The organism is Streptomyces atratus (assembly GCF_014648655.1).
GTDB classification, from domain to species: Bacteria; Actinomycetota; Actinomycetes; order Streptomycetales; family Streptomycetaceae; genus Streptomyces; species Streptomyces atratus.
This window is the reverse complement of sequence record NZ_BMRN01000052.1, coordinates 15,324-36,286: the sequence shown is the minus strand read 5'-3', so window position 1 is coordinate 36,286 and position 20,963 is coordinate 15,324. Positions and strand designations below refer to the sequence as shown.

The following is a 20,963-nucleotide window of genomic DNA, read 5'->3' as shown; positions in this document are numbered from 1 at the left end:
CGCCCCGCGACCGGACTGCCGATCGGGATGTCCGTCCCCGCACCCAACCGCGTGTACAACGCGGCAAGGCCCGCCTGAAGCACCATGAACAGACTGGTGCCGGTGCGCCGCGCCAACTCCACCAAAGCCGCATGCAGTTCGGCTTCGATCCGGACGTCCAGCAGGTCGCCGCGGTACGACATGGCAGCCGGACGCGGCCGGTCGACCGGCAAATGCACCTGGTCGGGCAGCCCGGCCAGCGCCTCGGTCCAGTAGGCGACCTGGCGCGCGAACACACTGTCCGTGTCGTGCTCGTCGCCGAGCACCTCGTGCTGCCACAGGGTGTAGTCGCCGTACGTCACCGGCAGCGGAGGCCAATCGGGCTTCCCACCGCACCGCCGGGCGGCGTAGGCCGCGGCGAGGTCGCGGGCCAGCGGACCCATGGACCAGCCGTCACCGGCGATGTGGTGCATCACCACCAGCAGCACATGCTCCTGCGGTGCGAGCGCGAACAGCTCCGCCCGCAACGGCAGTTCCGACGTCAGGTCGAATGCCCGCACCGCCGCCTCGCGCAGCAGGGCAGGAACCTCCGCCTCGCCGACCGCACGCACCGCCAGCGGGACGGCGGCCTCGGCCGCGTCGAGCACCCGCTGGTGCGGAACGTCGGCGGTGAGCGGGAAGACCGTGCGCAGGGTCTCGTGCCGGGCCACCACATCGGCGAGCGCGGCACTCAGCGCGGCCTGGTCGAGACCGCCGGACAGCCGCAGGGCGAGCGGCATGTGGTAGGTGGCGCTCGGCGTCCCGAACTGCTGGAGGAACCAGAGTCGGCGCTGCGCGAACGACAGCGGCATGGGCTCGCGGCGAGGCTGGGGAACCAGGGCCTGCCGCGCGGTGCCGGCATCGGGCAGCCCGGCCGCCAGCCCGGCGGGCGTCGGCGTCCGGAACAGGCTGCGCAGTTCCAGCTCGACGCCGAGGGTCGCCCGGACCCGCGAGACCAGCCGGGTGGCGAGCAGGGAGTGCCCGCCCAGGTCGAAGAAGTCGTCGTCGACCCCGACCCGCGACGCGCCCAGCACCTCGGCGAACAACTCGCACAGGATCTGCTCCTGCGGCGTGCGCGGCGCGCGGCTGCTCCCGACCGTCCCCGGTTCGGGCGCGGGCAGCGCTGCACGGTCCAGCTTCCCGTTCACCGTCAGCGGCAGCACATCCAGCAACACGAACGCCGACGGCACCAAGTAGTCCGGCACTCGGTCGCGCAGATACGCCGCCAGCTCCGCAGCCGTCGCCCCGGTCTCGGCCGTGGGCACCACGTACGCGACGATCCGGGTCTCGCCCGGCCGGTCCGCCCGGGTGAGCACCGCAACCTGGGAGACACCCGGGTGCGCGGCCAGCTCGGCCTCGATCTCCCCCGGCTCGACCCGGAACCCGCGGAGCTTCACCTGGTGGTCCACCCGGCCCGCGAACTCCAGCTTGCCGTCGGCGCGCCAGCGGACCAGGTCACCGGTGCGGTACATCCGCGCGCCGGCCGGACCGTACGGGTTGGCGACGAATCGCGTGGCGGTGAGTCCGGGCCGGTTCAGGTAACCGCGGGCGAGTCCTGCCCCGGCGAGATACAGCTCGCCCGTCACGCCGGGGGCGACCGGACGCAAGGCCGAATCCAGCACGTACACCCGGCAGTTGGCGATCGGTCGGCCGATCGGCACCGGCAGCGGGCAGTCGGCGGGGTCGGCCGGCAGCGAGTAGGCGGTGATCACGTGGGTTTCGGCGGGGCCGTAGTGGTTGTGCAGCGCCCGGCCAGGCCGCCGGGTCTGGAAGCGGCGTACGGCTCCGCCCAGCCGCATCGCCTCGCCGGCCTGCGCGATCAGCCGCAGGTTCGGCAGTACCAGCCCGGCCTCCTCGGCGGCTTCGGCCAGCGCCTCGACCACCAGATTGGGCGCGAACAGCTCCTCTACCCCGTGCCGGTCCAGCCAGTGGGCGAACAACTCGGCACTGCGGCGCTGCTCCTCGGTCGGCACCACGAGGGTCTTGCCGTACAGCAGCGCGGAGAGCGTCTCCTGCACCGAGACGTCGAAGCTGATCGCGGTGAACTGCGCGGTACGCGTGCCAGGTTCACCACCGATGGCCCCGTGGTGCCACGCAAGCAGGTTCAGCAGCCCGGCGGCGGGCATCACCACGGCCTTGGGCCGGCCGGTGGAGCCCGAGGTGTAGATGACGTAGGCCGGGTGCCGCGTGTCCACGGCGACGGTCGGATCGTGCTCCGGCTGCTCCTCGGCCGGGGTGACGGCCGCGAGGTCGTCGAGCACCACAGCCGGTCGCGCGTCCTCCAGCATGTACGCGATGCGGGCGGCCGGGTAGTCCGGGTCGATCGGCAGGTACGCCGCGCCCGTCTTGAGGACCGCGAGGACGGCGACCACCAGCTCGGGGGAGCGCGGCAGTCGCAGGGCGACGACCTGCTCCGGTCCCGCCCCGCGCGCGATCAGCGAGTGCGCCAGACGGTTGGCTCTGCGGTTCAGTTCGTGGTAGGTCAGCGCGGTGTCCTCGAACACCACCGCCGGGGCCTGCGGGGTCGCCCGGACCCAGGCCTCGAACAAGGACGGCAGGCTGGCGACGGGAGCCGGGCACGCGGTGTCGTTGCGCACGACCAGCAGCTCGTGCCGTTCCTCGGCGGCAAGGACGTCGATCCGGCTCAGCGGCCGGTCCGGCTCTGCGACCACCGACGCCAGCAGGCGCAGCCACCGGGCGACCAGCGCCTCCACCGTGGCGTGGTCGAACAGGTCGGTGCTGTACTCGACCCTCCCGATGATGCCCTCGGCCGACCCGCCGGTGCCGCCGCGCTCCAGCAGGTGGATGGCGAGGTCGAACATCGCCGTGGGCGTCCGCACCAGTACGGTCTCGGCGCTCAGGCCGGGCAGGGCGAACTCGGTGCGGGGCACGTTCTGCAGCGCCAGCATGACCTGGAACAGGGGCTGGCGGGCGAGCGACCGGGCCGGGTTGAGGGCCTCGACGAGGTGCTCGAACGGCAGGTCCTGGTGCGCGTACGCGGCCAGCGCGTTCTCCCGGACCCGGCCCAGCAGCTCGGCAAAGGTCGGGTCGCCCGAGGTGTCGGTCCGCAGCACCAGGGTGTTGACGAAGAACCCGACGAGGTCGTCCAGGGCCTGGTCGGTCCGGCCCGCGATCAGGCTGCCGACCGGGATGTCCGTTCCCGCGCCGAGTTTGTCCAGCAGCGCCGCCAGCGCGGCCTGCAACACCATGTAGGCGCTGGCCCCGTGCTCCCGGCCCAGGCGGACCAGCCCGGCGTGCAGCTCGGCGTCCAGGTCGATCGCGAGGTGGCCGCCGGAGTAGGTGGGAGCGGACGCGCGGTGGCGGTCGGCAGGAAGCCGGATCTGTTCCGGCAGGTCCGCCAATGTCCGCGTCCAGTAGGCCGCCTGGCGGGCGAACAGGCTGTCCTGGTCGCCCGCGTCGCCGAGCAGCCGGTGCTGCCACAGGGTGTAGTCGGCGTACTGCACGGGCAGTTCCACCCACCGAGGTTCCTCGCCCCGTCGGCGCGCCGCGTACGCGGTGGCCAGGTCGGCCGACAACGGGCCCAGCGACCAGCCGTCACCGGCGATGTGGTGGACCACCACCAGCAGCAGGTGCTCGTCCGGCGCCGCCGCGAACAGCTCGGCGCGCAGCGGTGGTTCGGTGGCGAGGTCGAATCCGCGCGCCGCGGCCGCCGCCAGCAGCTCCGGCAGGTCCGTCTCGCCGGCCGGAGTGACCCGCAGCTTCGGCCGCACCGCCCCAGGGCCCAGCACTTGCTGGAACGGCACGCCGTCCGCCGCCGGGAAGATCGTGCGCAGGCTCTCGTGCCGGTCGACGACGTCGGCGAGCGCCTTCTCCAGAGCCACCCGATCCAGCGGCCCGGAGAGCCGCCACGCCAGCGGCATGTTGTAGATCGGTCCGGCGCCCTCCAGCTGGTGCAGGAACCAGAGCCGCCGCTGCGCGGACGACAGCGGTACCCGCTCCGGCCGCTCCGCCCGGTCCAGGGCGGGCCTGGCTCGGTCGGCGCCACCCAGAACGGCGGCCAGCCCAGCCACCGTCGGGGTTCGGAACAGGGTGTGCAGCGCCAGCTCGACGCCCAGGGCCGCCCGGGCCCGGGCCACCAGCCGGGTGGCCAGCAGGGAGTGTCCCCCCAGGTCGAAGAAGTTGTCGTCGACGCCGACCTGCGTCAGGCCCAGGACCTCGGCGAACAGCTCGGCCAGCACCTGCTCCTGCGGAGTGTGCGGCGCCCTGCCGACCCGCGATCCGGTGAACTCCGGCTCGGGCAGGGCACGCCGGTCGAGCTTACCGTTGGCGGTCAACGGCAGGGCGTCGAGGGCGACGAATGCGGCGGGCAGCATGTAGTCCGGCAGCCACTCGCGGAGGTGAGTGCGCAGTTCCTCCGGCCGAAGCTTGGCGCCGGTGGCGGGCACCAGGTAGGCGACCAGGCGGGTGTCCTCCGCCTGGTCCTTCCGGGCGATCACCGCGACCTGGCCGACCTGCGGGTGTTCGGCCAGCGCTGTCTCGATCTCGCCGAGTTCGATCCGGAAGCCGCGCACCTTCACCTGGTCGTCGGCGCGGCCGAGGTACTCCAACTGGCCGTCAGCGCGTCGGCGCACCAGGTCGCCGGTGCGGTACATGCGTTCACCTGCCGTGCCGAACGGGCAGGCAACGAACCGCCCCGCGGAGAGCCCGGGACGGTTCAGGTAGCCGCGCGCGAGCCCCGGGCCGGCGACGTACAGCTCCCCGGTCACCTCCGGTGGCACCAGGCCCAGCCGCTGGTCCAGCACATATGCCCGGAGCCCGGCGACGGCACGGCCGATCGGCGGCACGCCTGACCCCGGCGACAGCGGCTCGCTCATCGTCGCGATGACCGTCGTCTCGGTCGGACCGTACGCGTTGACCATCTGCCGCCCTGGCGCCCATCGCACGACCAGCTCCGGCGGGCACGCCTCACCCGCAACCGCCAACGTCGGCACGGCCACCGCGTCCGGCGACAGCGCCGCCAGCACGGACGGCGGCACCGTCGCATGGGTGAGCGCAAGGCTCGGGTCGGTCAGCGCGGAGACCGGCTCGGTCGCGGGTGCCGGCACAAGGGTGGCACCGGTGAGCAGGGCGCCGCACAGGTCCCACAGCGAGACGTCGAAGCTGGGCGAGGAGAACTGGAGCACCCGGCTGGCCGCGTCGATGCCGAGCCGTTCGACCTGCTCGGCCACCATTCCCCGCAGGCCCGCGTGGCTCACCACCACGCCCTTGGGCCGTCCGGTCGAGCCGGACGTATAGATCACGTACGCCGAGTGCCGGGCGTCCACCACGACGGCAGGATCGGTATCAGGCCGCTCGGACACGTCGGCCACCGTCGCCGGGTCGTCGACCACAACGGTCGGCCGTGCATCCTCCAGCATGAACGCGATCCGCGACTCCGGATACGCCGGATCCACCGGCAGATAGGCGGCTCCCGTCTTCAGGACGCCGAGGACGGCCACCACGAACTCCACCGACCGCGGCAATGCCACCGCCACGATCTGCTCCGCACCCACACCCCGCGCGATCAGCGCATGCGCGAACCGGTTCGCCCACGCATTCAGCTGACTGTACGTCAACTCCACGCCCTTGGAGGCCAGAGCAACGCCCTCGGGCGTCGCCGCCACCTGCGCCGCGAACATCTCCGGCAGGCTCGCGGCGACCGCCTCGCCCTCGACGGCGGGCAGCAGCTCGAAGCGCTCCTCGACGGACAGCAGATCGACGCGGCCGAGCCGCTGCCGCGGGTCGGCGACGGCCGCCCTCAGCAGTCGCATCCAGCGCGCGACCATCGTATCGACGGTGGTCGGATCGTACAGATCGCTCGCGAACTGGACGAACGCGTCGATCCCGTCCGGGGAGCCGTCTCCGGCGTGCCGCTCGGACAGCGAGAAGACCAGGTCGAACTTGGACGTGGTCGTGGTCAGCTCCACCTCGTCGACGCGCAGCCCGGGCGGGGCGAAGTCGGCCCGGGGCGCGTTCTGCAGCACCAGCATGACCTGGAACAGCGGGTGATGCGCCAGCGACCGCACCGGATTGAGGGCCTCTACGAGGTACTCGAACGGCAGGTCCTGGTTGGCGTACCCGGCCAGCGCGGTGTCCCGCACCCGGCCCAGCAGCTCGGCGAACGTCGGATCGCCCGAGGTGTCCGTGCGGAACACCAGGGTGTCGACGAAGTAGCCGACCAGCTCGTCGAGTGCCTGGTCGGTCCGGCCGGCGACCGGGCTGCCGACCGGGATGTCGTCGCCCGCGCCGAGCTTGCTCATCAGCGCCGCCAGCCCGGCTTGAAGCACCATGAACAGACTGGTCCCGTGCACACGGGCGAGTTCGCGCAGACCGCGGTGCAGCTCCGCGTCCAGCCCGGCGCGCACGAGGCCGCCCCGGTGCGAGGCGACCGCCGGGCGGGGCCGGTCGCCGGGCAGCCGGAGCTGCTCCGGCAGATCGGACAACTGCCTGGTCCAGTAGGCCGTCTGGCGGGCGAACAGGCTTTCCCGGTCGGCTGCGTCGCCGAGCAGCTCGTGCTGCCACAGGGTGTAGTCGGCGTACTGGACCGGCAGCTCCGCCCACTGTGGCTCCTCGCCGCGGCGGCGCGCCGCGTAGGCGGCGGTCAGGTCCTGCGTGAACGGGCCCAGCGACCAGCCGTCACCCGCGATGTGGTGAAGCACCACCTGGAGAACGTGCTCGTCCGGCGCGAGCTCGAACAGACCGACGCGCAGCGGCAGATCGACCGCCAGGTCGAACGGTCGGGCGTTCGCGGTCGCCAGCACGTCCGGCAGCCCGGCCTCGGTGGTCCGGCTCACATCCAGCCGCGGGCGGCCCGCCGCGACGTCCAGCACCTGCTGGTACGGCACGCCGTCCACCGCCGGGAAGACGGTGCGCAGGCTCTCGTGCCGGGTCGCCACGTCCGCCAGGGCGGCTGCCAGGGCCCGCCGGTCCAGGTTCCCGGACAGCCGCCATGCCAGGGAGATGTGATAGTTCGCGTCGGCACCCTCCAGCTGGTGCAGGAACCAGAGCCGCCGCTGCGCGAACGACAGCGGGATCCGTTCGGGACGCGGGTGGGGCACCAGGGTCGGCTGCGCCTGGCGGGCACCCGCCAGGGCGGAGGCCACGCCGGCCGGGGTCGGGGTCTCGAACAGGGTGCGCAGCTCCAGCTCCACTCCCAGGGTCGCGCGGACCCGGGCGGTCAGGCGGGTCGCCAGCAGCGAGTGCCCGCCCAGATCGAAGAAGCTGTCCTCGACACCGGCCTCGGCCACCCCGAGGACCTCGGCGAACAGCTCGCACAGGATCTGCTCCTGCGGCGTACGCGGCGCGCGGCCGGTGTTCGTCGGAGCGAGGTCGGGTGCGGGCAGCGCACGTCGGTCCAGCTTGCCGTTGGCGGTCAGCGGCAGGCTTTCCAGGGTGACGAACGCGGCCGGCACCATGTACTCCGGCAGCCGCTCCCGCAGGTGCTCGCGCAGTTCGGCCGAACGCGGGGCGGCACCCGGGGCGGCCACCAGGTACGCGACCAGCCGGGTGTCGTCGGCCCGGTCCTGCCGCGCCAGGACGGTGGCCTGGGTGACTCCGGGGTGCGCGGCGAGCGCGGCCTCGATCTCGCCGAGTTCGATCCGGAAGCCGCGAACCTTCACCTGGTCGTCGGCCCGGCCCACGAACCGCAGGCTGCCGTCCGCACACCGGCGCACGACGTCGCCGCTGCGGTACATGCGCGCACCGGCCGGCCCGAACGGGTCGGCCACGAAGCGCCCGGCGGTCAGACCGGGCCGGTTCAGGTACCCCCGGGCCAGCCCGGCGCCCGCGACGTACAGCTCGCCGGGCACGCCCGGCGGCACCGGCCGCAGGTGGGCGTCCAACACGTACGTACGCAGGCCCGGGATGGCCGCGCCGACCTGGCCGGCGGCGCCGGACCGGTCGAGCGCGGCGTAGGTCACGTGCACGGTGGTCTCGGTGATGCCGTACATGTTGACCAGCAGCGGCGCGTTGTCCGGGTGTCGCTCGTACCAGCTCGTCAGCCGGATGTGCTCCAGCGCCTCTCCACCGAACACCACGGTGCGCAGGGCGAGCGAACGGCCGGTCTCCGGTGCCTCCTCGTCCGCTTGCATCAGCTGGTAGAAGGCGGACGGGGTCTGGTTGAGCACCGTCACCCGCTCACGTGCGAGGAGCTCCAGGAAGCGGTGGGGCGAGCGGCTGGTCTCGTGGTCCACGACCACCAGACGGCCGCCGTACAGCAGCGGGCCCCACAGCTCCCACACCGAGAAGTCGAAGGCGTAGGAGTGGAAGAGGGTCCAGACGTCCTTGGCGGAGAAGTCGAACAGCTCCTGGGTGGTGCCGAACAGCCGCACCACGTTCCGGTGCGGGACCACGACGCCCTTGGGGTTGCCGGTGGACCCGGAGGTGTAGATGACGTAGGCGGGGTGGCCTGGATCGAGGGGGATCTCCGGGTCGGTGTCCGGCAGCCCGTCCAGGTCGGCGGCGTCCAGCAGGAGCCGTTCCACCGGCTCTGCGCCCGGCAGTTCACCGATTCCACCCGTCGTCACGAGCAACGACGGCCGGGCGTCCTGAAGCAGGTAGGCGATCCGGGCGGCCGGGTACTGCGGGTCCACCGGAACGTAGGCGGCTCCCGCCTTGAGGACCGCGAGGACCGCCACTACCAGCTCGGCCGAGCGCGGCAGGGCCAGCGCCACCAGCTGCTCCGGTCCCACGCCCCGGGCGATCAGGGCGTGCGCAAGCTGGTTGGCTCGGGCGTTCAACTCGCAGTATTTCAGGGTGACTTCGCCGCTCACCACTGCGACCGCCGCCGGGTTCGCCCGTACCTGCTGCTCGAAGAGCGTGGTGATGCCGCTCTCCGGCAACTCCCCGCTCCGGTCGGCGACGGCCGGCAGCAGCGCGCGGAGCTCGTCGGCGGACAGCACGTCCACTTGGCCGATCGGCCGACCGGGGGCGGCCACCACGGCGCGGAGCAGCCGCAGCCACCGATCGACGATCCCCTCCACGGTGGCTGCGTCGAACAGGTCGGTGCTGTACTCCACCAGGCCCGACAGCCCGTCCTCATCGGGCTGTTCGGCCAGCATGAAGGTCAGGTCGCACTTGGCCGTCCCGGTGTGCACCAGGTCTGCTTCCACCCGCAGCCGCGGCAGGTCGAACGTGCCGAGCGGAGCGTTCTGCAACGCGAGCATGGTCTGGAACAGGGGGTGGTGCGCCAGCGACCGGGTCGGGTTCAACGCCTCTACGAGGTGCTCGAACGGCACGTCCTGGTGCGCGTACGCGGCCAGCGCGTCGGCGCGCGCCCGGCCCAGCAGTTCGGTGAACGACGGGTCGCCGGAGAGGTCGGTACGCAGCACCAGGGTGTTGACGAAGAAGCCGACCAGGTCGTCCACGGCCTCGTCGGTGCGTCCGGCGATCGGCGTGCCGATCGGGACGTCGGTGCCCGCGCCGAGCTTGCCCAGCAGGGCGGCCAGCCCGGCCTGGAGCACCATGAAGAGGCTGGCTCCGCCGTCACGGGCGAGCGCGCGCAGGCCCTGGTGCAGTTCGGCGTCGATCCACACCGGCAGATGGGCGCCCCGGTGGGACATCGCCGTCGGCCTGGGCCGGTCGAACGGCATCTCGACCTGCTCGGGCAGGTCCGCCAACTGCTTCCGCCAGTAGGCCAGTTGACCGCTCAGCAGGCTGTCCGGGTCAGTACCTTCCCCGAGCAGCTCCCGCTGCCAGAGGGCGTAGTCGGCATACTGGACCGGCAGCGGAGACCACTCCGGCTTCGCCCCCTCGGACCGGGCCGCGTAGGCGGTCGCCAGGTCCCGTGAGAGTGGTCCCATCGACCAGCCGTCACCGGCGATGTGATGCACCACCAGCAGCAGCACGTGCTCGTCGGTTCCCAGTTGGAACAGTTCGGCGTGCAGCGGCGGTCCCTCGGAGAGCTCGAAGCCGTGCCGGGCCGCCGCCACCAGCCGATCCGGCAGGTCGCCCTCGCCGACCTCGGTCACCCGCAGTCGCGGCCGTGCCGCCTCCAGGTCCATCACCCGCTGGCACGGCACCCCGTCGACCACGGGGAAGGCGGTGCGCAGGCTCTCGTGCCGCTCGACCACGTCCGCCAGAGCGGCTTCCAGGGCCCGCTGGTCCAGGTCGCCGGACAGCCGCAGCGCCAGTGGGATGTTGTATGTGGCGCTCGGGCCCTCCATGCGGTGCAGGAACCACAACCGGCGTTGCGCGAAGGACAGCGGGATCGCCTCGGGCCGCTCGCACCGCCCCGGCGCCGGCCGCGCCCGGCCCGCGCCGTCCACCGCCGCCGCCAGTTCCGCCACCGTCGGTGCGTCGAACAGGTCACTCAGCCTCAGCTCCACGCCCAGCACCGACCGTGCCCTGGCGACCAGCCGGGTGGCCAGCAGCGAATGCCCGCCGAGGTCGAAGAAGCTGTCGTCCGGCCCGGCCACGGCCACCCCGAGCACCTCGGCGAACAGCCCGGCCAGTAGGTGTTCGGTTGCGGTGCGCGGTGCGCGGCCCGGGGCGGCCGAGGCTTGCTCGGGGGCCGGAAGGGCCCGTCGGTCGAGCTTCCGGTTCGGCGTCAGCGGCAGTGCGTCCAGCATCATGAACGCGGTGGGCACCATGTACTCCGGCAGTTGCTCGCGCAGGTGCTCGCGCAGCGCGGGCACGGCCACCGTGGTGCCGGGTGCCGGAACGAAGTAGGCGACCAGCCGAGTGTCCTCTTCAGTACGCACCACAACGGCGGCCTGCGCGACCTGCGGGTGCTCGACAAGCACGGCCTCGATCTCGCCGAGTTCGATCCGGAACCCCCGGACCTTGACCTGGTCGTCGGTACGGCCGAGGAACTCCAGGTTCCCGTCCAAGCCCCACCGCACCAGATCGCCGGTGCGGTACATCCGGGAGCCGGCCGGCCCGAACGGGTCGGCCACGAAACGCTCGGCGGTCAGACCCGGCCGGTTCAGGTAGCCCCGTGCCAGGCCTGCGCCGGCGATGTACAGCTCACCCGCCTCGCCCGTGGGCATCGGCCGCAGCGCGCCGTCCAGCACATGGAGCCGGGTGTTGCCGACCGGCCGGCCGATCACCGGGCTCCGGCTCGACTCCAGCGGCGCGACGACCGAGTTCACCGTGCACTCGGACGGCCCGTAGAGGTTCACACAGGACACCCCGTCGGCCGCGCGCAGCCGCTCCCACAGCTGATCCGGGACGGCCTCCCCGCCTGCTGCGACCATCACGGGACACCGCGGATCGTCCAACATCCCCTGCGCGACCAGAACTTGGAGGTACGACGGGGTGGCCTCGACGAAGTCGAGGCGGCAGCGCCCGGCGTAGTCGACGAAGGCGTCCGGGTCGGTCCAGGTCGCCTGATCCAGGACGTGCAGCTCGTGGCCCGCGAACAGGCTGAGCAACTGGTTCCAGGACGCGTCGAACGAAACCGATGTGGTGAGGGCCACGCGGAGCCGGCGCCGTTCCACCAGCAGGGGCGGGTACAGTGCCCGCTGCTGGTCGGCGAACAGGTTGAGCAGGCCGCCGTATGTCGGCACCACGCCCTTGGGACGGCCGGTGGAACCGGAGGTGTAGATGATGTAGGCCGGATGCTCCGGTTCCACGACCACCTCAGGATCCGCTGCCGGGCAACCCGCCACCATGGCCGCGGTCTCCGGGGCGTCGACCACCAGCCGCTCGGCGGAACCGGCCTCGGGCAACCGGTCGCAAGTGCGGGAGTCGGTCACCACCAGGACCGGCCGAGCGTCGTCGAGCATGTACCCGATCCGGGCGGCGGGGTACTCCGGATCGACCGGAACACAGGCGGCTCCGGCCTTGAGCACCGCAAGGATGGCCACCACCAGTTCCGCCGAGCGCGGCAGGGCCACCGCGACCAGCCGCTCCGGCCCGGCCCCGCAGGCGATCAGGGCATGCGCCAGCCGGTTCGCCCGCGCGTCCAGCTCCGCATACGTAAGCGACGCGTCCGGCCCCACCACCGCGACCGCGTCCGGCGTCGCCCGCACTTGCGCCCGGAACACCTCCGGCAGGCTCTCGGCGGAGGCCTGGGCCACCGGACCGGCGCCCAGCGCCAGCAGCTCACGCTCCTCGTCCGCGGCGAGCAGACCGATCCGGCCGACCGGCTCCTGCGGGCCGCAGTCCGCGACGGTGTCCAGCAGCGTGATCAGCCGTCTTTGGTGGACGGCGAGTTCGTCGTCGCTCCAGGTCTGGGGCGCACCCTTGAGTTCGACCCGGAGTTCGTTGTCTCCCCGTCGGCCCGTAATCCAGAGGGCCAGCCCGGTGGTCGGTTCCGGGAGCAGGTAGCGCAACGTGGCGGGGTGCCCGGCGAAGCTCGGCGCGGAGTCGAAGACCAAGATGTTGACGACGAGGGGGAACGCTGCCCCGGGGGGACCGGGAAAACCGAGGTCCCGGAACAGGTCCTCGCTGCGGTAACGCTGGTGCGCGAGGGCCGCGTCGGCCTCCCGTGCCGCCTCGGCGACCAAGTCCTGCCACCGCATGTCCGGTCGCATTGGCAGGCGCAGGGGCACCACGTTCGCCATCGTGCCGGGCGTGGACAGCAAGGCGCGTTCGGCCCCCTCGCGCCCGGTGACGGGAAGGCCGATCAGAACGTCCCGGTCCCCGGTGAGCCGGTGCGCGTAGAGAGCCGCCGCCGCGATCAGCAGGCGGGACCAGTGGACTTCGGTATGCGCTCCCCCCGCTCGCAGCGCGTCCACGCGGAGCACCGCCGGTTCCACCGAGGAGCGCAGCCCGCTCCCGCCACGCGAAGCTCGGCCGGTGAACTGAGTGGGTTCCGGCCGGTCGGCGAACCGCTCCATCCAGTACGACCGGTCGGAGGCGCACTGCCCCGAGGCGCGGTAGTCGGCCTCACTGCGGAGCAGGTCGTCCAGCGAACGGAGCGGCGACGGCGGAACCGGGCCGCCCGAGGCCAGCGCCGTGTACATCCGCGTGACGCGCCGCCGGACGAGGGAGAGGCCGAACCCGTCCATCACCAGGTGGTGGTGGTTCTGGTACAGGAGGTGGTGCACCGGCGAGAGGCTGATCAGTGCGAAGCTGAAGAGCGGATCGCGGGTGAGGTCCAGCGGACGCATCCGGTCCCGGGCCATCCATGCCAGGGCCGCCGCCCGGGGTTCGGGCTCCGAGCTCAGGTCGAGCCGGGTCGGTTCCCAGTCCCATGCCGCACGGACGACCTGGCGTGGCTCCTGCCCGTCGTGGACGAAGGTCACGTGCAGCGCATCGATCTCGTCGACGACCCGGCGCAGCGCGGTCTCGACGAGCTCGGCGTCAACCGGGCCGTGGACCTCCAGGTATTCGCCGATGCGGTAGGCGTCGAGCGCTGTCCGCGTGCGCTGCTCGGCGAGCCAGATCTCACGCTGGGCCGCCGTCAGGGGAAAGGAGTCGCCATCGCGACGGGACATGGGGGTACCTCCAGGAGTGTGAGCAGGCGTGTACGCAGGGCGCGCCGAGACGCGCCGACCGCGGTGACGTCACGCGGTCGGCGGTCGGATGGCGCGGCAGTTGCGGTCAGGCGGCGAGTTCGCCGGCCTGGAGCTGCCAGAGGGATGCGTAGAGTCCGTGCTGGGCGAGGAGTTCGTCGTGGGTGCCCTGCTCGGCCACGACTCCGCCCTTGTCCATGACGTAGATCCGGTTGGCGTGGCGGACCGTGGAGAGCCGATGGGCGATGATCACCATGGTCCGGTCGGCCGCGAAGACGCGGAGCGTGCGCTGGATGGCGGCCTCGGTCTCGTTGTCCACGGCGGAGGTTGCTTCGTCGAGGACAACGACCGGCGCGTCCTTGAGGATCGCGCGCGCCAGCGCGATCCGTTGCCGCTGCCCGCCCGAGAGGGCGGCTCCGCGTTCGCCGATCACCGTGTCGTAGCCGTCCGGCAGCGTCGCGATGAAGGTGTGTGACTCGGCCATCATGGCCGCCTCGACCACGGCCTCGTCGGAGGCGCCGAAGCTGCCGTAGCGGATGTTGTCGGCGATGGTGCCGTCGAAGAGGAAGGGGTCCTGGGCGACGAACCCGATCGCGTGGCGCAGATCGTGCCGCGGCAAGTCGCGCACATTTCGCCCGTCAAGCAGCACGCTGCCGAACTCCGCGTCCTGGAATCGCATCAGCAGCTTGGCGATCGTCGTCTTGCCGGAGCCGGTGGCGCCGACAAGGGCGGTGACCTGCCCGGCGGGGATGGTCAACGAGAGGTCCTCCAGCGCCGGCGGCCGACCGGGGTAGGCGAAGGTCACGTTGTCGAGGACGATCTCCCCGTGCACCTTCTCGACGTCGAGCGGTTCGCCGGTGCCGTCGGTCTCGACGGGCAGGGCGCGCAGCCGCTGGACCCGGTCGTAGGCGGTGATCGTGCGCTGGTACTGGTCGACGATGCCGCCGAGCCGGTTCATCCGCAGCAGCACCATCTGGGGCAGCCCGATCAGTGGACTGAACACCTCGAACGACAGGCTGCCGTTGAGCACCGACCGGCCGCCGATCAACAGGGTGCCGGCCATCGAGCTGGTCGTGCAGACCCGGACGATCTCGGCGTGGCGGATCGTGCTCCGGTCGGTCTGCTGGTTGCTCTCCTGAGCCTCCCCGCTCAGCCGGTCGATGCGCTCGGCCTCGTAGTCCTCGGTGCAGAAGCTCTTGACGGTGGCGCCGGCCTCCAGCGTGTTCACCAACTGGCTGTGCAGCCTGGCGCGGTGCTCGCCGGAGACGGCGTAGTCGGCCGCGACTTTGTCCTGGTAGCGGACGGACAGCCAGGCGATGACCGGGATGGGCAGGAACGCGATCCAGGCGATCTGCGGTGCCAGCAGCAGGAACAGCGGCACCAGGAGGACCAGGCTGGTGCCCAGTTGCAGCAGGTCGTTGGCCGAGGTGGCGAAGAAGGTGCCCAGCTGGCGGACGTCGTCGGTGAGCGCGCCGGCGATCCGGGTGGTCCGTTCGCCCTCCAGGTGCCGCAGTTCGAGGTGCTGCACGTGAGCGTACGTCCGGTTGCGCCAGTCGTGCTCGATGTCCTGGCCGAGCTGGCGCCACTGGAGGTTCGAGGAGTAAGAGAGGGCTGCCACGGCGGCACAGGCTGCTGCCACCAACCCTGCCAAGCCCCATAGTTGCGCGGACGCGGTAGTCAGGCCGAAGCGGACGAGCGGCGCGGCCTCGCCCTTGATGAGGACCAGCGCGGTCCAGCCGAGGAAGGTACCGAGCGCCATCTCCGAGACCTGACAGGCGACCGACAGCGCGGAGGCGTGGTAGAGCTGCCGGCGGTGCGGCTCGACGATCTCCAGCAGTGGGTGTCGTTCAGCTCCTGTTCCGGGCAGGTCCCGGGTCACGTCGACCGCTCTGCGCCAGGCCGTCCGGACAACGGCCGCGGTCGCCGCCGCCACTCCGCCCAGCGCCACCAGCTGCTTGCTGAGCGCCGACCCGCGGATCAGGGCGATGCCTGCCGCCACCCCACCTCCGACGGCGAGCACGGGGCGCACAACGCCGCGATCCGCGCGCGAGGCGGGCTCGGCGGCGGGCCGTGCCGGGGCCGGACGCCCCGCTCCGGCCGAGCCCTCCACGACCAGGGTGACGGCTCTGCGGACGAGCCGGCCAACGTCCGCGGCTTTCACCCGCGCATCGTGCCGGACGAGGACCCCGCCGGTGATCGGGTTGGCCTGCGCCTCGGTGATGCCGGGAAGGCCTCGCAGGGTCGCGGCGAGGACTTCGGCCGCCTGAGGCCGTCCGAGAACCAGCTTGACGTCCCAGCGCTGACGGCCCGGAATGACCGAACGCGGCCGCACGTCCAAATCCACGGAGCGATATCCGGCTGCGGCACCCAGCAGAGATGGCATGTGTACGATCACCTGTTTTTGAAGGTCGCAAAAGCCGTCACCAGCACGACGGATCAATGCGAAAGAGCGGAATATCTGGGGAAATCGATGCGTCCGACAGGTCCGCGGCGGACCGTCACTCGGGCGCATTTCTCCGAGCCCGGGTGGCAGCCGGGCCGCCGGGCAAACCGTCAGCGCGGCTTGCCGGCGCCGACGCTCGCGCGGATCTTCGGGGCCCTCGCCTCGCCCTCAGCCTTGGCGGCGGCCTCGTCCTGCGCGCCCTTCGGGGCGCTGCTCTCCGAGGCCTGCTGACCGTCACCCGAACGGGCTTCGACGTCACCGGCCGCGATCTGCGCCGCCACCATCTCGGCGGCCACCTCGGCCGCAAGGTCGTGGATGTTCTCTCCGGCCTCAAGGGTCGCCTTCTTCACCTCAACGGCGAGACCGACGGATGCCTTGACGACGCCGCGCATCAGCGGCTTGAGGAGACGCCGGGCCAGTGGAGCGGCGATGAGGCCGAACAGGAAGGGCGGTACTACGGGCGGCATGATGCTCCATCCTCGCTACGCATACGTATGACAGGGACCTCGGGCACTGCGCACACCGAAACGGTGCACAGATGCGCGGACGGAGCACCCATTTCAAGAATTCACTTTCCCTGCTGGGTCGAATTCCTCGTCGATGGGGTCCAGCACCCGCTCTTCCGCCACCGTAGTGGAGCCATGTGCATCGAGGCCAAATTGTTTCGACCGGGTTCACTCATGTGAGTGCTCTTGATCTTCCCGAGCAACATTGATTGTTGTACGCACACGCACCGAACGTTCTATTGGACCGATTTTCCTACATATTGATTACTGCCGAGTTCGCATTCACCCACCGCCGCAGGGCGGGAAACGGCAGCCCGCCCCCAAGCACGGCTTCGTGGAGCCAGACATGGAGCTTCCCGGGTTCGGTGGTGTCCGATGGGAGCTTGAACCTCACAGCGGCGGTGAGTTCGGCAACCCCCAGGCGCACTGCGTAGAAGTCACGCCGAGCGACGGGGCCACGTCAGGAGCAAGTGGACCTCTGTGGAGTTGATGAAGGCCGCGGACGCGCAGATGATTCCGTTGTTCCGTCAGATGCCGAAGAGCCCCGCCGGAGCAATCCGGCAGGGCTTCGTCGTCTTGCGCGCTCTCACGCAGACCTCACCAACTGTGCGGACTCCCCCGGACTGGAAGGCCCTGAACTGGCATTACGTGCCTGCCCTGGATCGGCTGGACGTCCCTGAACGGCCGTTACGACCTGTGCCAGGTGGGACCTCAACGCTCAAGGACAGTGGTCACCACCCCGTGCGGCCTGTCTCGCTATCCGTGACCGGATGCAGATGCCGTCGGAAGCATGGGCCCCTCCAGGGCGGCATGGGTGTCCATGCCGGCGGGCTGGGTGTCAGCGTTCCCCACGCCAGTGCAGAAGCCCGGCCTGGGGGTAATACGCACCACAAGCCCTCACGCTGCGGCTCGCCAACTCGGTACATTCTTCAGGCGTGCCACGACATGGTCGCGTCCGGCTTCGACCGCTTTATGGCGCCGGGTGGCAGCCAACCAGGAGTGGCGTTCATCGAAGTCGGCCACCAAGCAGCGCAGGGGGCGAAGGTCCATTCAAGCAAGGACCCGGCCCGGGGAACAGCATCGATCGTGATCCGGACCGACCTGCGCCTGTACGTCCGGCGGGACGGACTGGGAAGCCACGCCAAGGGCATCGAGGAATCCGCGGACCGCCACGGCAGGTGCGACGGGCGGCTCTCCCGAAGGGTCGAAGCCGCGCAGGTCCACATACAACTGACCGCCTGGGAAGCGGTCGAGGTTTTGGTGGGCCCAGTGCAGGACCAGGCAGGTCTTGCCGATGCCTCCGATGCCTCCGATAGCGGAGATCACTACCGACCCGCCCGGTTGGTCCGACAAGTCCAGCGCTTTGTCGAGTTCCGCGAGCTGCTGGTCCCGGCCGGTGAACCAGCGCGGAAAGGCGGGCAGCTGGCGAGGTGTCGGGACGTCGGCCCCGGTGCGCGGGGCGGGCTGTGGGCTGCGGGGCCGGACGAGCAAGTACCGGATCACCAGTGAGGACCCGCTGGTGCAACTGCTGCAAAGCAACGTACTCTCCACGCGCGACGGAGGTGATCTTCGGGTGCTGTCAGCGAGGTTTTTGCCCCAGAGCTGGGCCTTCTTTACGAAACCTCCGAGTGATCCTGAGTTCGTTCCCTACGTCGTGTCTGATGAGGGTGTCACCTATGCGGCGCGACTGCCGAATTCGCGCTCGGATAATCTCTACGGACTAACGCGACGCCAGCGTACGCAAGGCCCAGAGGTTGCCAGTATGGCGAACCAGGTGCAGGCGTGGAAGGACTGCGAGGAGATAGAGGGAGATTGCCCAGCGGTGGTCGCCGGGTCCTCGGTGCCTACCTCTGTCACGAACTCGTCACCGGTCCCAACTCTTTGCGGGCGATTGGTTCTTGTGGAGTCGAGGCCTATCCCGTGGAAGTTTCGCGACAGGTATGAGGGGTGGCGCCTCGACAAGAAAGCTGCTCTTGTGGAGGCAAAGTGTTCGCGAAGAAAATAGTTGTGCTGATGGAGCGGTCTGCCTGGCGCTTCCCTGCCGAGTCCCGGGCGCTCGGGGCAGGCAGATCAATAATCGCACTTGCTCAAGCATCGATCTTGGCCTTCACGCCGGCATCTCATCTCTTCGTTCCGGTGGATGGGGCTGAGATTGAGGTTGACTGCTCGACCCCGGTCCAGGGCGTTTCGCTGTATTGTCTGGCGGGCTCTACGGATCGACAGTTCCTGAATCTCCTTGCCTTGGCCTTGCTTCTGATAGTCGCGAGCGGGGTTCTGCCTCGGTACACAACAGTGCTGCATTTCTGGGCATCTCTTTCCATCGGACAGTCGATATCGCTACCTGACGGCGGCGATGCTGTTGCGCAGGTTGTCACCTTCTTCCTTATTCTGGCTTGCGCCAATGACAAGCGGACGTGGCATTGGCAACGGTCCAACAGCGAAGAGGAAAAGGAATCGATCTGGCAGGGTCTCGCTTGGGCTGGCTGGTGGGGTGTGCGACTCCAAGTTGCATACATTTATCTCAATAGCGCCCTAGCGAAATTGCCCGTTGACCAGTGGGCGGAAGGCAGCGCGACATACTACGTCGCCCGTATGGAGAACTTCGGGGCAGCTGGCCTGTTCGCCGACCTGTTTCGCTGGGCAACGGGCATCACTCTTATCGCTCTCCTGTCCACCTGGGGGACAATTTTCGCGGAAGGTCTGATCGCGTTCCTCTTGTTGCGGCGCGGGTCCCGGCAGGCGGCAGCTGCGACTATTAGCGCATGCCTCCACGTTCTGATCATCTTGCAGATCGGGATCGTCTCCTTCGGATTCATTATGGTGGGAGCGGTAATCTGCGCGGCATCCCGAGGTATCGATTCGAATGCCCCTCGGTTGAAAAGCCTGTTCTCACGCACCCGTAATTCCACTCGGGGCATTCACTCGTCCGTGCCGACGGATCCGGAGTCGGCCAGAAAGACCGACGCGGTCACGCTCGGGGCGTAGACGGGCCGAGTCGCGAGTCGCTGGGTGAAGATGAGCACGGTGTCCCACCCGACGTAGCCGGCAGGCCCGGGGCGGCATGGCAAGGAGCCGACCGGGCGTTGTCACGTCGGTGGGGTGTTGACCGATTGAGGGCGCGTCAGGGCGTGGAGGGGTCGGGCGGGGGCCTGGGTCACGCCGCGGTGGGCAGGGCGGTGGCGCCGTGATCTGAAACCAGATGGCGAAGCGGTGGTCATCTCTGCGCGGCAGCGGACGGCAGTCATCAGGTGGCGACGGGGTCTGAAGTGGGGTGAGATCCCGCTGAACGCGGCCAGGAACTGCTGGGCTCCGCCGACGGAGCGGCCGTCTTCGCCAGGCGGTCAGCAACCTCCTTGGCGTTCAGGTCCACCACAGGGGTCGACGCGACCACCACACCGCGTGCTGAGGGCTGCTGCTGATCGGCCAGGGCTGCAGACGGGGAGGAGCTCTGAGGGGCGCCGCACCCTGTCGTCGCCAGCGCGGCTACGGCGCACACCAAGGTGAGCGCACCAGACTTGGCTGTGCTTCTACGGAGCCGAGAAATGTTCATGGCTGGACTCTGTCGTTCCCGGCGCGCTCGGCGCATTGGGACCAACACCCGCCTCGGCAGGGGTTTTCTCTACGTTCCGCAAGAGTCAGGTCGCCTGGCTCCTCCACAGGCCAGCGAACTGGTCACATGTACTTCGACTGGATAATCGAGTCAGCGGCAGGCTCGTCTCATTCAGACTGGCGGATTCCCGCGGATGCGACAAGGTCGTACGGACCTTGAGCCGGACTCGAGCCGCACAGTGATACGAGACCTTTACAACGGAGGAATAGTCAAAACCTGTAGATCGGGGCGCCTGTCACGAATGCCACAGACCCCGGGGTGTAGGTCTGTGGGGGCGTCATCCCTTGACGTTAGGACGGCGCGGCCTCCGGGGGGATGACGCCCCGCCCGACTCACCAGGTCTTGCCGGCCTGCTCCCGGACCGTGCGGTTGATCCGGTTGAAGAAGTTGGTCATCGCGATCTCCAGGGTGATCGCGCCCCAGCTGCTCCTCACTGAAGTGGTCGGCGGCGGCGTCCCAGATCTCGTCGGTTACGCCCGCCGCGCCGTCCTGGAGCCGGGACCTGCACCCACCCGGTGACGGCGCTCGTCGGGACCCCTTCGGGGCCTGGAAGATCAGGGCGCCGGTTGGGTAGAGGGGATGGGCGGAAGCCATGCGGGCGTCTTGTCGCGGAAGCTGTGGCCGATGGGGATGATCTCGACGCAGTTGTCCAGGGCCGAGAGACAGATGCCGAGGTAGTCCTCCCTGTGACCCGCCGCCCCCAGGGGCGTACCGCACACGGGACAGAACCACCGCTCCAACGTGGGCCAGGACCGGAACGAGGCGGGTGTACCAGGCCCGGTCCAGGTGAAGGCGGTCCGGTGAAAACCAACCCAGCCCATGAACGGACCGCCAGACAAGCGGGTGCAGTGGGGGCAGGAACACAAGTGGGGGTCGTAGGGCTCCCCCGTCGCCTCGAAACGGATTTGCCCGCACAGGCAGCCGCCGCTGAACACCTCTGGTGTGGGGTCGTCGGCCATGGGGATTCCTCGCTGTCACGGTGTCGG

General features: G+C 70.2%; 7 protein-coding genes and 2 pseudogenes. 3 read left to right on the top strand and 6 right to left on the bottom strand.

What is annotated here, in order from left to right:
- The 3 genes from IEZ15_RS46565 to IEZ15_RS37960 all read right to left on the bottom strand — a co-directional run.
- A partial coding sequence (locus tag IEZ15_RS46565; protein ID WP_189281568.1) for a non-ribosomal peptide synthetase occupies positions 1–13,400 on the bottom strand: 13,400 nt, incomplete at its 3' end.
- 106 nt (positions 13,401–13,506) lie between these two features.
- On the bottom strand, positions 13,507–15,801 hold the full coding sequence (locus IEZ15_RS37965; RefSeq protein ID WP_189281566.1) for an ABC transporter ATP-binding protein/permease: 2,295 nt from the start codon (positions 15,799–15,801) through the stop codon (positions 13,507–13,509).
- A gap of 170 nt (positions 15,802–15,971) precedes the next feature.
- A complete protein-coding gene (locus tag IEZ15_RS37960; RefSeq protein ID WP_189281564.1) occupies positions 15,972–16,328 on the bottom strand; it encodes a DUF5132 domain-containing protein in 357 nt (118 codons plus the stop codon).
- Positions 16,329–17,312: 984 nt separating this feature from the next.
- Between IEZ15_RS37960 and IEZ15_RS37955 the strand changes: the two genes are divergently transcribed.
- From IEZ15_RS37955 to IEZ15_RS37945, 3 genes are read left to right on the top strand one after another with little or no spacing between them, the layout of a single operon-like run.
- Positions 17,313–17,876, top strand: a complete 564-nt coding sequence (locus IEZ15_RS37955) for a hypothetical protein (protein ID WP_189281562.1) — start codon at positions 17,313–17,315, stop codon at positions 17,874–17,876.
- Positions 17,764–18,372, top strand: a complete 609-nt coding sequence (locus IEZ15_RS47405) for an SdpA family antimicrobial peptide system protein (protein WP_373302713.1) — start codon at positions 17,764–17,766, stop codon at positions 18,370–18,372. The genes IEZ15_RS37955 and IEZ15_RS47405 overlap by 113 nt, the downstream gene beginning before the upstream one ends.
- Complete coding sequence (locus IEZ15_RS37945; RefSeq protein WP_229846388.1) at positions 18,354–19,352, top strand: sporulation-delaying protein SdpB family protein; 999 nt, start codon at positions 18,354–18,356, stop codon at positions 19,350–19,352. The genes IEZ15_RS47405 and IEZ15_RS37945 overlap by 19 nt, the downstream gene beginning before the upstream one ends.
- Before the next feature lie 198 nt (positions 19,353–19,550).
- On the opposite strand, the pseudogene IEZ15_RS45670 reads toward IEZ15_RS37945, so the two are convergent.
- The 3 genes and pseudogenes from IEZ15_RS45670 to IEZ15_RS37935 form a co-directional block, all read right to left on the bottom strand.
- Positions 19,551–19,690: pseudogene (locus IEZ15_RS45670) on the bottom strand (IS6 family transposase); the annotation flags it as partial.
- A 619-nt stretch (positions 19,691–20,309) separates the two neighbouring features.
- Positions 20,310–20,478: pseudogene (locus IEZ15_RS37940) on the bottom strand (carboxymuconolactone decarboxylase family protein); the annotation flags it as partial.
- Between the two features lie 53 nt (positions 20,479–20,531).
- A complete protein-coding gene (locus tag IEZ15_RS37935; protein WP_189281558.1) occupies positions 20,532–20,936 on the bottom strand; it encodes a GFA family protein in 405 nt (134 codons plus the stop codon).
- Between the last annotated feature and the right edge of the window lie 27 nt (positions 20,937–20,963).

Coding starts and splice junctions, on each gene's coding strand:
- IEZ15_RS37965 (WP_189281566.1), bottom strand. CDS start 15,801: ATGCCATCTCTGCTGGGTGCCGCAGCCGGATATCGCTCCGTGGATTTG.
- IEZ15_RS37960 (WP_189281564.1), bottom strand. CDS start 16,328: ATGCCGCCCGTAGTACCGCCCTTCCTGTTCGGCCTCATCGCCGCTCCA.
- IEZ15_RS37955 (WP_189281562.1), top strand. CDS start 17,313: ATGGTCGCGTCCGGCTTCGACCGCTTTATGGCGCCGGGTGGCAGCCAA.
- IEZ15_RS37935 (WP_189281558.1), bottom strand. CDS start 20,936: ATGGCCGACGACCCCACACCAGAGGTGTTCAGCGGCGGCTGCCTGTGC.